Genomic DNA, 13395 nt, shown 5'->3' with positions numbered 1-13395 from the left:
TTTATTAACCGCCGGGGGTTAATAAAGGCGCACAGCAGGTTCAGGCAGTTGCGTAATGCAGCGCCACGATGCCGCCGGTGAGGTTGCGCCACTTGACGTTCTTCCACCCGGCTGCCTCGATCTTGCGGGCCAACTCTTCCTGGGTCGGCCAGGCACGGATCGATTCGGCGAGGTAGACGTAGGCGTCGGGGTTACTGCTGACAGTGCGTGCGACCCGCGGGAGCGCCTTCATGAGGTATTCCATGTAGACCGTGCGGAAGGGTCCGAAGACGGGCGTCGAGAACTCGCTGACGACGAGACGTCCGCCCGGCTTGGTGACGCGGGCGATCTCACGCAGTCCGGCCTGGAAGTCGGAGACGTTGCGCAGGCCGAAGGAGATCGTCGCGGCATCGAAGACGTTGTCGGCATAGGGCAGGTACATCGCGTCACCTGCGACCATCGGGACCTTGCGCGAGATTCCGGCCTTCAGCATTCCCTTGGAGAAGTCGGTGGCGACGCACCACGCACCGGAGCGTCCCAGTTCGACGGTCGAGACACCGGTTCCGGCGGCGAGGTCGAGTACCTTCTCGCCCGGCTTGAGGTCGAGGGCTTCGCGGGTGGCCTTGCGCCAACCCTTGTCCTGGCCGAAGGACAGCACGGTGTTGGTGAGGTCGTATCGCTCCGCGACGTCGTCGAACATCGACGCGACTTCGTGCGGTTGCTTCTCGAGAGTTGCTCGGGTTCCGTGTGTAGTGTCCACACCCGAAACGCTACCAACCCTCGGGCAGCGAGGGCGTTCAGGCTGCTCTGACACCTGTTCGCCGCCCGAGGCCCTGCACGTCCTCGTAGTGACGGAGCAACTCTTCGCAGATTGCCGGCCAGGTCCGGTGCAGCACCGAGCGCCTTGCCGCGGAGCCGAACTGCACCCGCAGATCCCGCTGACGAAGTGCGTCGACGGCGCTTGGCAGGAGTTCGGTGAACCTGTCGGTCGGCAGGAGGTAGCCGTTGCGGCAATGCGAGATCAGGTCACGCGGGCCGCCGGCGTCCGGTCCGACGACGGGGACACCGCTGGCGAGAGCTTCCTGGACCGCCTGGCAGAAGGTCTCGTGCTCGCCGGGGTGAACGAATACGTCCAGGCTCGCGTACGCATCGGCCAGGTCGGTACCGCCGAGTTGTCCGGTGAAGATCGCGTCCGGCATCAGTCGCTGCAGATTCTGCCGGTCCGGGCCGTCGCCGACGACGACGATCTGCACACTGGGATCGGCGGCCAGCACGGCCAGTCGCTCGACGTGCTTTTCGGGCGCGAGGCGACCGACGAAACCGACCAACAACCGGTCGCTGTCACCGATCCAGGACTGCCGCAACACCGAACTACGACGCGAAGGCGCGAATCGTTGTGCGTCGACGCCCCGGGCCCATCGGTGCACACGCGGAATGCCGTGCTCTTCGAGCGCGTCGACTGCCGACGTGGAGGGCGCGAGGGTCCTGTTGCAGCTCTTGTGGATTCGACGGGTCCACGCCCACGCGGCGCGGCTCGTGACGCCGAGCCCGTAGCTTTCGGCAAATCCGGCGACATCGGTTTGGTACACCGCGACGGTGGGGATCCCGAGCCTCTTGGCGACGGCCACTCCCCCGGCGCCGAGCAGGAACGGCGATGCCAGATGGACGACGTCGGGCGCGAAGGTCCGCACGGCTGTGGTCAGGCGTGGTTGCGGCAGACCGACGGGAAGTGAACTGACTTTGGGAACCATGACGGCCGGCACCCGAACTACCTGCACGCCGTCGTGTTCGGTGGCGGCAGAGGTGTCGGATCCGACGGTGTCTGGCGCAATGACCATGGCGTCGTGGCCAGTGCGATCGAGGTGTTCGAGCACGCGTAGTACCGAGTTGGTGACGCCGTTCATGTTGGGCAGGAATGACTCCGCAACGATGGCTACTCTCACACCGAGAACGGTGACAGGGCCAGGAAAAGTCCACGTCATGTTCGTGTGAAGTTCGGGCGAAGCGCGAACTAACTCGAGGCGACCGGCGCCGAACCTGCCGCCTGCGCTTCCCGCTTGCGCAGGTACCAGATCGACGGTCCTGCCAGGAGCCATGTCACGACGATCACGGATCCGGCCGGGATCAGCGCCACCGTCGCGTTGCGTCCCGCTACCCGGACCAAATCGGGGTCGACCTTGGAGTACTCGACTTCGATACGTTGTCCCACAGTCAGATTGGTGGGATAGAGCACGCCCAGTTCAGGGTTGTGATTCGCGCCGTCCGGAGTCACGAAGCTGATCGCCGACCGTAGCGAGCCCGCCGAGAGCACCTCGGCGGTTGCGGTCCCCATGTTCGATTCGATGGTCCGATCGTTGCGCCAGGCACCGAGAACCAGGATCACCGCGAGCACCGAAATGCCGACCGCAACCACCAGTACGCCGATGCGGAGGCGACGCAGAACCGTTTGCGTCACAGCTGTGCCCGCACGGAAGCGTGGAGTTCGCGCAGTCCACTGCGATCCGTCGCGACCTCGAGAACCCGAATGCCGTTGGCCGGTTGCGCCAGCGTCGTTGCCAGGGCGTCGACGCTGACGGCTGCGTGCGGCACGCGGTAGGCGGCGCACAGCGCAGCGAGGTCCATGCCGTGGGGTGTTCCGAACACTCGCTCGAAGACGCCGGCGTACTGCGGGTCGCCTTGTTCGAGGAGCTCGAAGATACCGCCGCCGTCGTCGTTGGCTACGACGATGGTGAGGTCGCTCGGCCTCGGCTCACCGGTCCCGATCAGCAGCCCGGACGCGTCGTGCAGGAAGGTCAGGTCGCCCATGAGAGCGACGGTCCGTCCGCCCTCGTACGCCAATGCGGCACCGACCGCCGCCGAGACGGTGCCGTCGATACCTGCGACGCCGCGATTCGACAGCACCCGCACGGCGGGCTTGGGATAGCTCACGAGTGCCGCATCGCGAACAGGGTTGGATGCGCCGAGCAGAAGCTGGTCGCCGTCCGCGAGAGCATCCATCACAGCAGCTGCCACGTGTAGGCCGGTGGCCTTGGGGTGGGCGTCGAGTTGTTTGCGGACGGCAGTTTCGGCGTGTTCGGTCAGCGCGGCGCAGCGAGCAATCCAGGCGGGATCGGGCGTCCCGGTGACCACTGCCCTGGTTCCGGTGGCGAGTACGTTGCCGGATACGTCGGGCCAGCGCGGCCCGGTTGTCAGCGCGTAGACGTCGACGCTCGGGTCGGCCAGCACCTTCGAGACCTGACGATGCAACGTCGGGCGGCCGGTGATGATCGCCTGCTTGGGCTTGAGTTGCGAGAGCGCGAGTGGATGCAGTGCGATCCCGTGCATCGGAGCCGTCGGCTCGGCCACCGTCGGCAGGCCGGCCAGCTCGGGTCGAAGTGCGCTGCCGTGTCCGGAAATGACCACCGTATCTGCGGTGAGGTCCAGATCGACCGGAACATCGAGCGTCGCGTTCTGGGTGGTGGTCCAGGCTGCACCGCCGGGACGGCCTTCCGGAACCGGTCCCTGGACGTGCACGTCCGGCACCAGCGGCTCACGGAGTGGGATGTCGAAATGCACCGGACCCGCGTTTCCGGATCGGGTTCCGCGGGCAGCGGCGAGGACCCGGCAAACCGCCGAGCGCCATTGGCTGTTCTGCGTCGAATCGTCCTCGGCCAAGCCCAGGCTGATCGTTGCGCGGACTTGACTGCCGAAGAGCCCGAGTTGCTCGACGGTCTGGTTGGCTCCGGTGCCGAGCATCTCGTACGGCCGGTTAGCGCTCAGGACCACCAAGGGCACTCGGGCGTAGTTGGCCTCGAGGACCGCAGGTCCGAGATTCGCGACGGCGGTCCCGGAGGTCATCACGATGGGGACCGGGCGTTTACCGGCGATTGCCAGTCCGAGTGCCAGAAAGCCTGCCGTCCGCTCGTCGATCCGCATGTGCAGACGCAACCGGCCGTCGAGATCGGCGGCCTGGAGGGCAAATGCGAGGGGCGCGTTGCGAGAGCCTGGACACAGCACGACTTCACGCACGCCACCACGAACCAGTTCGTCGACGACGGCTGTGGCTTGTGCAGTGGACGGATTCACGCCTTCAAGAGTGTCAGATGTTCGGGTGCAAGCATGCCCAGGGGCGGGGACAGCGGCATTATGTGTGGGTGCGCACACTCTTCGATCCAGCCGAGCTCGAACCTCGCCGGTTCTATCAGTTACTCACCGCTTCGGTGGTCCCCCGGCCGATTGCCTGGGTGTCCACCCTGTCGGCGGACGGCGTCGGCAATCTGGCTCCGTACAGCTTTTTCACCGTGGCAAGTTCGGCGCCGCCGATCGTGCAGTTCACGTCGGTCGGACGCAAGGACAGTCTGCGCAACATCGAAGCGACCGGCGAATTCGTGATCAACCTGGCGACCGCCACGCTCGCAGACGTGGTGAACAAGAGTTCGGCCTTCTACGACGCCGAGGCCGACGAATTTCTCGAGTTGAACATCCGTAGCGAACCGAGCGAGCGGGTTCGCCCTGTCCGGGTCGCCGACTCCCCGATCGCCATCGAATGCACGCTTCACCAGGTCATCGAGGTCGGTAATTCATTTGTCGTGATGGGAAATGTGGTCGCGGTCGCAGTACGTCCCGAGGCTGTCGCCGACGACGGGTTACCGGACTTCGCGGCAATCGCACCGATGAGCCGACTCGGCCGAGCGCAGTGGGGTCTTCCTCCCGAAGTCGTCGAAAAGGACAGACCCACCACTCCACACCGGCCGTAAATCAGGTTAGGGTTACCTGATTAGGTACGAGTAACAGCTAATCAGGGAGCAACCAGTCATGGCCAAGCGCGCCAAGTTCGTGAAACCGGCCTCACGCAGCATCGTGTCGGCGCAGGTCGTGGCGAACAAACGAATCAGCCCGAGCTTCATCCGGGTGACCATTGCCGGCGAAGAGCTGTCCACCATCGCACCGATGGGTGCCGATCAGTGGTTCCGCATGTTCATCCCGCAGGTCGGCCAGAGCGAACTCCGGTTGCCGAGCGCGGCAAGCAATCTCTGGTACGCGCAGTACCTGTTGATGTCCAAGGACACGCGACCGGTCGTGCGCAACTACACGATTCGCGCCTACCGTGCTGCCGGATCCGGTCTCTTCGGTGAGACCACGGAGATCGACATCGACTTCGCCTATCACGGCGACATCGGCCCGGCATCCGCGTGGGCGGACACCGCGTCGACCGGCGACAATGTCGCCCTCCTCGACGAAGGCTGCATCTACAACCCCACACCCGAGGCCAAGTGGCAACTGCTCGTCGGCGACGAGAGCGCACTTCCGGCGATCATCGGCATTCTGGAAACCGCGCCGGCAGACCTGCGTGCCGAGGTCTTCGTCGAGATTCCGAACATCGAAGACAAGCAAGACATTCCGGAGTTGGCGAACGTCAACGTGCATTGGCTCGTTCGCGAGGACGAACACGCAACGCCGGGTGTTCTGACCCTCGAGACCGTCCGCGCCGCCGAACTGCCCGAGGGGCCGTCGTACACGTTTGTCGCCGGCGAACAGGCTCTCACCACAGGGCTGCGTCGACATCTCGTGAACGACCGAAAGTTCGCCAAAACCGACATCACCTTCACCGGTTTCTGGCGTCACGGACATTCGGCTCACTGACAAAAGCACCGACAACGACGAGTGGTCCGGGAGAAACTCCCGGGCCACTCGTTGTTTTACGTTCGCTTATGCAGCGTGCTTCTGGATCACATCGCCCAGACGCGGCAGAGCTGCAGTCACATGCTTCTTGGCCGAACCGCGCAGCTTCGAGTACATCGACTTGACGACAGCCTTGTCACTACCCTCGATGCGCTCGTCCGTCACCTCGAGGAGGGAATCGGCGACCGCGTCGCCGCGGGCACTGATGAAATCGGCGAAGCTGCCTTCACCGGAAGCCGAGAATTCCTGCCAGTACGGCTCGAGCTTTGCCACGAAAGCCGGCAGAAGCGCGGTGACGGCGTCCGGCACGATGGACGGGCTCACCTTCTTGACCGCGCCGTAGCCACCCTTGAGAGCCAGCCCTGAGGCCCCCGACTTATCCGAAACCTCTGCGTCGATCAAGGTCTGCACGTCCGCGACGACCGCGGGAACCCGTGATTCCTCGAGCAGGGTTTCGTTCAGAGCTGCAACCACTTTCGATCCCTTCATTCTTCACTGATGTTCATCAGGTCGCGCCCGAGACTATACGAAATTCGGCTGGTCTCTACTGCCGAGTATCCGATGGCAGCGCCTGGCGCGCTCCAACCACCAGTCGCGCCGGTCGGCGGGCGCCGCCAACGTCTCGAGCAGAACCGGATCAGGCTCGACGGCACCAACGGACAAAGCGCCGTCGGCGGCTGCTTCGGTGACCGCGACATCCCGGACGAACAAGCCACCCGTGCCGAGACCACAGGCAAACGGAAGCGAGGGCAAGGCCGCCGCGGCCGCCAGTCCCGCGGACATCCCCACAGCCGTGTCCAGCGCACTCGAGACCACCACCGGTACCCCGTAGTCCGCCAGCTGCGCCGACAGCGCCACCACAGCACGCATCCCGCCCAGCGGCGGCACCTTCACGACGGCGACGTCCGCTCCCCCGGCTCGTACGACACGCAGCGGGTCCTCGGCACGGCGAATGCTCTCGTCGGCAGCGATCCGCACACCGGTCCCCGCCGCGCGGACCCTGACCAGTTCCTCGACGCTTGCACACGGTTGCTCGGCGTATTCGAGTTCACCGTCTTCGGTGATGGCACGCAAAGCCGTGATCGCCTCGTCCACGCTCCAACCGCCGTTGGCGTCGACGCGCACGTTCGGGATGTGCCGACGCACCTCGTTCACCCGGGCGACGTCCTGCGCCAACGTCTGTCCCTTCTCGGCGACCTTGACCTTGGCGGTCCGGGCCCCGGGGAAACGCTCCAACAATTGCGGAACGGCAGACGCGTCGATCGCCGGAACGGTGGCGTTGACTGGCACTGCCGGACGAAGCGCGGGTGGTGGCCCCAGCCACGCCGCCTCGATCCCGGCGAGCAACCACTGCGACGCCTCGCCGTCGTCGTACTCGACGAAGGGGGCGAATTCTCCCCACCCGGCCGGGCCACGAACGAGCAGAGCCTCACGAGTCGTGATGCCGCGAAAGCGAACTCGCATCGGCAGCGCGAGCACCACGGCGTCCGCGATCAGATCGTCGAACGAGGGGAACATGTCAGGGCTGTCCTGGAAGCAGTTCGATCATGAGCGCATCACCGTCGGCGAGGAGCTTGCCGTCGAGGTCGGTCAGGCGCGCGCTGACGAAGGTCTTGCGCCCCTCGACCCTATCCACCTTCCCTTCGATCACCAGTTGCGTGTTGAGCGGAGTGATCGCGCGGTAGTTGATGTGGAGGTAGCCGGTCCGGGAGATCGGACGGCCGCCCGCGTGGACCGTCATCCCGAAGATGTCGTCGAACAACAGGGGCAGTACACCGCCGTGAGCGGCGCCGTTGCCACCCAGGTGGTAGCGGCGGAAGACGCCGGTACTGCGGACTCCTTCGGTGTCGAACTTCTCGACCATCCACGGGAGCATGAGGAGGCTGCCGCGTCCGGGCAGTTGGATGTTGGAGCCCGCAGGTGACTTGCCCTCCGGCACCTCGTACGGCGTCAGCCGATCGGCAAGCTCTTCGGCTTGCGTGGCGATGTCAGCGAGTACGTCGTCGGGAACGTTGGTCGAGACCGCAAGGTCCTGCAACCTGCGCATAGCCTCGACGAAACGCCCGAAGTCCGGACCTGCGGGAGTGTGCCGGAACCGCGGAAATCCGCCCCGGTTCTCACCGTCTGTGACGATCTCCGTGCCATCTGCGGTTTGTTCGCTCATGACCTGCACGTTAGCGCGCCCGGGAACGTGTTCTACCTCAGGTATCCGTTAGACGCGCGACGCTTGCCTCTATCGTGGCTCAGGTGACCTTCAACCCGCAGCTCTGGCGCCCTGTCCCCGGATTCGAGAACCTCACCGACATCACGTACCACCGGCACGTCAGCCAAGGCACCGTTCGCGTCGCCTTCGACCGACCGGAAGTACGTAATGCGTTCCGCCCGCACACCGTCGACGAGTTGTACCGCGCGCTCGATCACGCCCGTATGACCTCCGACGTGGGAGCGGTCCTGCTCACCGGCAACGGACCCAGCGAGAAGGACGGCGGCTGGGCGTTCTGCTCGGGCGGAGACCAGCGCATCCGTGGTCGCAGCGGCTACCAGTACGCCGAAGGTGAAACGGCGGACACCGTCGACAAAGCACGCGCCGGACGCCTTCACATCCTCGAGGTCCAGCGCCTGATCCGCTTCATGCCGAAGGTCGTGATCTGCCTGGTCAACGGTTGGGCTGCGGGCGGCGGTCACAGCCTGCACGTGGTGTGCGACCTGACGCTCGCCAGCCGCGAGCACGCACGGTTCAAGCAGACCGACGCCGACGTCGGAAGCTTCGACGGCGGCTACGGCAGCGCCTATCTGGCAAAGATGGTGGGCCAGAAGTTCGCTCGCGAGATCTTCTTCCTGGGTGAGACGTACACCGCCGAGGAAATGCACCAGATGGGCGCCGTCAACAAGGTTGTCGACCACGCGGAACTCGAGAACGTCGCGATCGACTGGGCCGGCAAGATCAACGGCAAGTCGCCGCAGGCGCAGAGGATGCTCAAGTACGCATTCAACCTGCAGGACGACGGATTGGTCGGTCAGCAGCTGTTCGCCGGTGAGGCAACACGTTTGGCGTACATGACCGACGAGGCCGTCGAGGGTCGCGACTCGTTCCTCGAAAAGCGTGACCCCGACTGGTCACCATATCCCTGGTACTTCTGAGACAGTAGGTGTGAGACGGGAGGCCGGACGTGGAGATTCTGAGTAGCCGTACCATATTGCGCCCGAGCGAGTACGAACGAACGCTGAGCTTCTACCGAGACACCCTCGGTCTGGCGATCGCTCGTGAATACCCCGGCGGCACAGTCTTCTTCGCCGGCCAAGGGCTGATCGAAGTCGCCGCTCACGGTGGCACCGGCGAGGGTGGGTTTCGCGGCGCGATCTGGCTGCAGGTCCGTGATCTCACTGCGGTGCAGACCGAACTGGTTCTCGCCGGAGTCAAGATCGCCCGCGAGGCGAGGCAGGAACCGTGGGGTCTGCACGAGATGTGGATCGCCGACCCCGACGGGACGCCGATCGTGATGGTGCAGATTCCCGAGGATCATCCGATCCGAAAAGATTCCCGGCCGCCGGCCGAATAGTCGAGCAGCGACAGATGCCCGCCACGAACTTCCGTGGCGGGCATCTGTCGGTTCTTCGCAGAGATCAGTTGCGCGTGCTCAGCGCCTGCGAGATCTGATCTGTCTGGGCCTGGCCCTCGAGCAGTTGGCGAACCAACCACAGCCGCAGCACCTTTGCCACCGATGCGGCCAGGAAGAGCGCAGCACCGACCACTGTCAGGGCGAGGAAAACCACGGTGAGAATCTGGTACGACACCAGATCCCGTAGGTCCGAGAGCGTCAGCGAAGAGATGTAGACGACGAAGGCGCCGACCACTCCGACGACCATGAGCACCAGGCCTGCGATGCGCGTCGCCGCGTCGCCGCCTGCCTGCTTCTTGTCCAGCTTCAACTCTGCGATGTTCTTCTTGAATTCCTCACGGCGATCTTCGGCGAGAGTAGTCATCGTCATCCTCCTAGATAACTGGTAGAAAGTTCGTTTTCGATGTCGTGTGGATCGCCGGTCTTCACGACGCGTCCCTGCAACATCAGTGCGGCCGAGGTCGCGATGGGGAGCACCGCTCGTGCGAACTGCTCGGCAACCAGAATGGAAATGCCTTCGGCTGCAAGCGAGCCGACGACGTCGTACATCTGCGAGACGATTCGAGGTGCGAGACCCATCGACAGCTCGTCGAGCAGGAGCACGGTCGGGTGAGTGCCGAGTGCCCGAGACAGCGCCAGCATCTGCTGCTCGCCACCGGACATCGATCCCGCCAACTGACCACGCCGCTCCCCCAGGATCGGGAACCTGCCGTACGCAACCTCTTCGAGTTCGGCCAAGCCGACGCCCGTTCCGGTCGCGATCCACAGATTTTCCCGCACAGTGAGGTTGGCGAAGATCCCGCGTCCCTCGGGGATGGAGCACACCCCCAGCCGAGCCAACTCCGAAGGCTCGACGCCGTTCACGACCTGGCCCGCGAGCCGGAACTCGCCGCGGGTGACCGGAAGGACCCCCGAGCAGATCTTGAGCGTCGACGTCTTGCCACCACCGTTGGGTCCGAGTAGCGCCACCACGGCGCCGGGTTCGAGAACCAGATCGACCCCGTGCAGAACCTCGATGGATCCGTAACCGGCACGGACACCGGAGAGTTCGAGCAGCGGTTCGGGGCGGTCGGCGCCGCGTAATCCCTCGTCGATTTTCACCGCGCCAATTTTCGCCTCGCCAATTTTCGCTGAAGTCATACTGCCTCCTCCTCGGTCCCGATGTAGGCCGCGATCACTTCCGGATCCGTCCGGATCTTCTCCGGATCACCCGAGGCGAGGACTGCGCCGTAGTCCAGTACGTGGATGGTCGAGCACACCTTCATCACCAGTGGAATGTCGTGCTCGACCAGACAGATTCCGAGTCCCCCCGCTGCCAGTTCGGTGAGCATCTCGGCAAAGACCTCGGTTTCCTGCTCCGTCTGACCCGAGGCCGGTTCGTCGAGCAGAAGCACTCGCGGGTCGGTCATGAGGGCTCGCGCAACTTCGACGACGCGAGCGCGTCCGGTGGGGATGTCCGCGACATCCTTGTCCGCGACATCCGTCAGCCCGGTCAGCTCCAGCAGACGATCGGTCTCGCTGTCCACGTCGATCTTGTTGCGGCCGTTCGCCTTGTGGATGTCGCCGGCGACGCGCAGATTGTCACGCACCGACAGCGAGACGAACAACTCGAGCCGCTGGAAGGTACGTGCCAGCCCGCGACCTGCCCGCTGGTGCGGCGGCAGCTTCGTCACGTCGACGCCGCCGAGAAACACCTGACCGGAGGTGGGTTTCTGCAGCCCGGTGATGGTGTTGAAGAGCGTCGTCTTGCCGGCGCCGTTCGGTCCGATCAGTCCGGTCACGGTTCCGGGTTGCACGGTGAGCGAAACGTCCTTGACCGCGACGTGCCCGCCGAAACGAACACTCACACCGCGTGTTTCGAGTAGTGGTGCATCAGACATGGGCGGTCAACTCCTTCCGCGAGCTGCCCTGGTACTGAGGAAGCCCCAGTTCGCGGTCGATCTCGTCACGGATCTCGGGACTGTACGGGACGTCGATCCCGACGTCCTCGGGGACGACTGTTGCCTTGGCGGCCAGTTCTTCCGGGGTGAGAACCGCACGGGGCATCACCATCTCACCGATCACCGGCAGCATGAACACCACTGCGATCGTGATGGACGCGAACCACCAGTTGCCCAAAACGCCGGTCAGAGCAAGTACGTAGGTCAGCAGAACGACCGCGGCGCCGCCGATCAGAACCGGCTTGGCATCGGCGAGCCGTCGGTAGCCCTCGATCACGCTGTGCACGGTGCCACTGGGGTTCGCGCCGACACCGATGCCGATCAGTGCCGGACTGACTGCCGCGATGTTGCCGAAGAGCAGCCACATTCCCTCCAACTCCGGTTGCGCCGAAGCCAGATTGGTGAACGAGACCATGATGACCGCAAACCCGATTCCGGCCATCAGTCCGCCGAACAGGGCACCGGTGACGTATCCGATACCCGCGACGACGGTCAGCATGAGCAGCGAGAGGCTGACCATGATGGCAAAGCTCTCACCCGAGACGGACCCCATGGCGCTCGACATCAGAATGCCGCCGAGTCCGGCGATCCCCGAAGAGATCATGAAGACGCTCAGCTTGAGCCGAACCAGGCTCTGTCCGAGCATGGCCGAACCGGCCGGGCTGTCCTTCATCGCAGCGAGTCGGCGCCCGTAACCGCTGTTACGCAACGCGATGACGCCGACGCCGAGTACCGAGAACAGCGCGGTCACGGTCATCAGGAACACCGTCTCGTTGCTCAGATCGAGCGGACCGATTTTCAGCGGCGGGAGGGCGATGTTGCCGTCCTTGAACAGCGAGTACTTCATGCCGAACATCTCGTGTTCGGTGGTGTCACGAAGAACCATGTTGGAGAGGAACACTCCGAAGGCCATGGTTGCAAGCGCAAGATACAGCCCTCTCAGCCGCAGCGCCGGCAGGGCGACGAGGCCGCCGATGACTGCGGTGACCAGGACTCCGACGACGATGCCCCACAGGTTGAGGTGCGCAGCCAACCCGGAACCGGAGATCCCGAAGTGAAAGGCCACGATGGTGGCGATAGCACCGAAAGACACCGGCGCCAAGTTCAATTCACCCGCGTAGCCGGTGAGGAGTGTGAGCGAGAGCGCGATGATCGCGAACGTCATTCCGATGGTCAGTGTCGTGACGGCGGACGTCACCATCAGCAGACGGATCAGGTACACGATGACGATCAGCGCCGCGCCCCAGACGACGGCCTTGCGCACGCTCGGCACGTGGTAGCGCTCACGGGTACGAGTGACCGCACCGCGAAGCCGGTCCTGAGGTAGGACGATGAGTACGACGAACAGCGCGATCATCGGCAGGGATACACGGAAGTTCGATGTCCAACTCCAACTGGTCGGGAAGTACGCCAACACGTACGTACCGGCAAGGCCGAGAACCACGGCGCCGACAAACGTGCGCGGAATGCTGCGCAACCGGCCGAACATGGCCGCGGCAAACGCGTCGATCACCAAGAGCGTCAACATGTTCGCCTCGAGTGTGCCGCCGCTGATCGGGGTGATCAGGATGCCGGCGAGCACTGCGAGCGTCGAACCCATCGCCCAGGACAGTGCCGCGAGACGCTCCGGGTTGTGGCCGTTGAGGCGCAGTAGTTCCGGATCGTCGACGACGCCGCGCATCGCAACACCGGCGCGGGTGCGTGTGAAAAGAACCCGCAGGCCGACTGCGATTGCGATCGCAACGAGGATGCAGATCAACTCGTGGTAGCGGATGCTCGCTCCGAACACCGTGATCTTGGACTGGTCCCCGAAGAACATCTGCATCGTTCGGGCGGTCTCGGGATGCCAGAACCAATGCGAAATCGAGAGCATCCCGAGCAGGATCGAGACCGTCACAACGATTTTGGTGACCTCGGCAGTATCGCGCAGGCCCTTCATGATCAGGACGTAGAGCCCGAGACCCATCAGTGGCCCGACGAGGACCAGTGAAATCAGCAAGGCGACGACGGTGGGAAGTTCCCAGCCGTAGCGCAACTGCCAGTAGATGAACGCACCGAGCATTGCCTGTGCACCGTGCGCGAAGTTGAAGATGCCTGACGTGTTGTACGTGAGCACCAACCCGGAGGCGGCGATCGCGTACACCGACCCCAGGACCAGGCCCAGGATCGTGAAAGTGACAAAAGTGTTCATGGCT

At 64.3% G+C, this 13395-nt stretch carries 15 protein-coding genes; 4 read left to right on the top strand and 11 right to left on the bottom strand.

The window, feature by feature from the left end:
• Positions 1 to 40: 40 nt before the first annotated feature.
• The 4 genes from DBV08_RS17195 to menD all read right to left on the bottom strand — a co-directional run bounded on the left by DBV08_RS17195 (position 41) and on the right by menD (position 4044).
• Positions 41 to 739 carry a demethylmenaquinone methyltransferase gene (locus DBV08_RS17195; protein ID WP_124568220.1) on the bottom strand — a complete coding sequence of 233 codons (699 nt, stop codon included), beginning with the start codon at positions 737 to 739 and terminating at the stop codon, positions 41 to 43.
• A gap of 37 nt (positions 740 to 776) precedes the next feature.
• Positions 777 to 1922, bottom strand: coding sequence for a glycosyltransferase family 1 protein (locus tag DBV08_RS17190; protein WP_221621602.1), 1146 nt, complete (start codon positions 1920 to 1922; stop codon positions 777 to 779).
• Between the two features lie 68 nt (positions 1923 to 1990).
• Entirely contained in the window at positions 1991 to 2434 is a 444-nt protein-coding gene (locus DBV08_RS17185) for a DUF3592 domain-containing protein (RefSeq protein WP_124568219.1), read from the bottom strand.
• Entirely contained in the window at positions 2431 to 4044 is a 1614-nt protein-coding gene (gene menD / locus DBV08_RS17180) for a 2-succinyl-5-enolpyruvyl-6-hydroxy-3-cyclohexene-1-carboxylic-acid synthase (RefSeq protein WP_095970341.1), read from the bottom strand. The genes DBV08_RS17185 and menD overlap by 4 nt, the downstream gene beginning before the upstream one ends.
• A gap of 68 nt (positions 4045 to 4112) precedes the next feature.
• Here menD and DBV08_RS17175 point away from each other — a divergent pair, with 68 nt between their 5' ends.
• Both DBV08_RS17175 and DBV08_RS17170 read left to right on the top strand, forming a co-directional pair.
• Positions 4113 to 4715 (top strand): flavin reductase family protein, encoded by a 603-nt coding sequence (locus DBV08_RS17175; protein ID WP_021343457.1) that lies wholly within the window; start codon positions 4113 to 4115, stop codon positions 4713 to 4715.
• A gap of 58 nt (positions 4716 to 4773) precedes the next feature.
• The gene (locus tag DBV08_RS17170; protein ID WP_020968957.1) at positions 4774 to 5601 is read left to right on the top strand and encodes a siderophore-interacting protein; all 828 of its coding nucleotides are present in this window, start codon (positions 4774 to 4776) and stop codon (positions 5599 to 5601) included.
• Positions 5602 to 5667: 66 nt separating this feature from the next.
• Here DBV08_RS17170 and DBV08_RS17165 read toward each other — a convergent pair whose 3' ends face one another.
• Genes DBV08_RS17165 through DBV08_RS17155 form a run of 3 tightly spaced genes read right to left on the bottom strand, consistent with a single transcriptional unit; the run spans position 5668 to position 7804 of the window.
• The gene (locus DBV08_RS17165) at positions 5668 to 6114 is read right to left on the bottom strand and encodes a DUF6918 family protein (RefSeq protein WP_003941973.1); all 447 of its coding nucleotides are present in this window, start codon (positions 6112 to 6114) and stop codon (positions 5668 to 5670) included.
• Positions 6115 to 6162: 48 nt separating this feature from the next.
• The gene (locus DBV08_RS17160; RefSeq protein ID WP_124568218.1) at positions 6163 to 7158 is read right to left on the bottom strand and encodes an o-succinylbenzoate synthase; all 996 of its coding nucleotides are present in this window, start codon (positions 7156 to 7158) and stop codon (positions 6163 to 6165) included.
• Position 7159: 1 nt separating this feature from the next.
• On the bottom strand, positions 7160 to 7804 hold the full coding sequence (locus DBV08_RS17155) for a PaaI family thioesterase (protein ID WP_095970475.1): 645 nt from the start codon (positions 7802 to 7804) through the stop codon (positions 7160 to 7162).
• Between the two features lie 83 nt (positions 7805 to 7887).
• On the opposite strand from DBV08_RS17155, the gene DBV08_RS17150 reads away from it, so the two are divergent.
• Positions 7888 to 8781 carry a 1,4-dihydroxy-2-naphthoyl-CoA synthase gene (locus DBV08_RS17150; protein WP_024487301.1) on the top strand — a complete coding sequence of 298 codons (894 nt, stop codon included), beginning with the start codon at positions 7888 to 7890 and terminating at the stop codon, positions 8779 to 8781.
• Positions 8782 to 8810: 29 nt separating this feature from the next.
• A complete protein-coding gene (locus tag DBV08_RS17145; protein WP_095970345.1) occupies positions 8811 to 9200 on the top strand; it encodes a VOC family protein in 390 nt (129 codons plus the stop codon).
• A gap of 64 nt (positions 9201 to 9264) precedes the next feature.
• Here the strand turns inward: DBV08_RS17145 and DBV08_RS17140 are convergent, their stop codons facing one another.
• Genes DBV08_RS17140 through DBV08_RS17125 form a run of 4 tightly spaced genes read right to left on the bottom strand, consistent with a single transcriptional unit; the run spans position 9265 to position 13391 of the window.
• On the bottom strand, positions 9265 to 9624 hold the full coding sequence (locus tag DBV08_RS17140; RefSeq protein WP_003942018.1) for a hypothetical protein: 360 nt from the start codon (positions 9622 to 9624) through the stop codon (positions 9265 to 9267).
• A gap of 2 nt (positions 9625 to 9626) precedes the next feature.
• Positions 9627 to 10400 carry an ABC transporter ATP-binding protein gene (locus DBV08_RS17135; RefSeq protein WP_081051248.1) on the bottom strand — a complete coding sequence of 258 codons (774 nt, stop codon included), beginning with the start codon at positions 10398 to 10400 and terminating at the stop codon, positions 9627 to 9629.
• Positions 10397 to 11140 carry an ABC transporter ATP-binding protein gene (locus tag DBV08_RS17130; RefSeq protein ID WP_124568217.1) on the bottom strand — a complete coding sequence of 248 codons (744 nt, stop codon included), beginning with the start codon at positions 11138 to 11140 and terminating at the stop codon, positions 10397 to 10399. Before DBV08_RS17130 ends, DBV08_RS17135 begins: the two co-directional genes overlap by 4 nt.
• Positions 11133 to 13391 (bottom strand): ABC transporter permease, encoded by a 2259-nt coding sequence (locus DBV08_RS17125; RefSeq protein ID WP_124568216.1) that lies wholly within the window; start codon positions 13389 to 13391, stop codon positions 11133 to 11135. The genes DBV08_RS17130 and DBV08_RS17125 overlap by 8 nt, the downstream gene beginning before the upstream one ends.
• Between the last annotated feature and the right edge of the window lie 4 nt (positions 13392 to 13395).

The organism is Rhodococcus sp. KBW08 (genome assembly GCF_003852455.1).
Lineage (GTDB): Bacteria > Actinomycetota > Actinomycetes > Mycobacteriales > Mycobacteriaceae > Rhodococcus_F > Rhodococcus_F baikonurensis.
The sequence above is the reverse complement of the archived record's forward strand: the minus strand, read 5'-3'. Positions and strand labels throughout refer to the sequence as shown.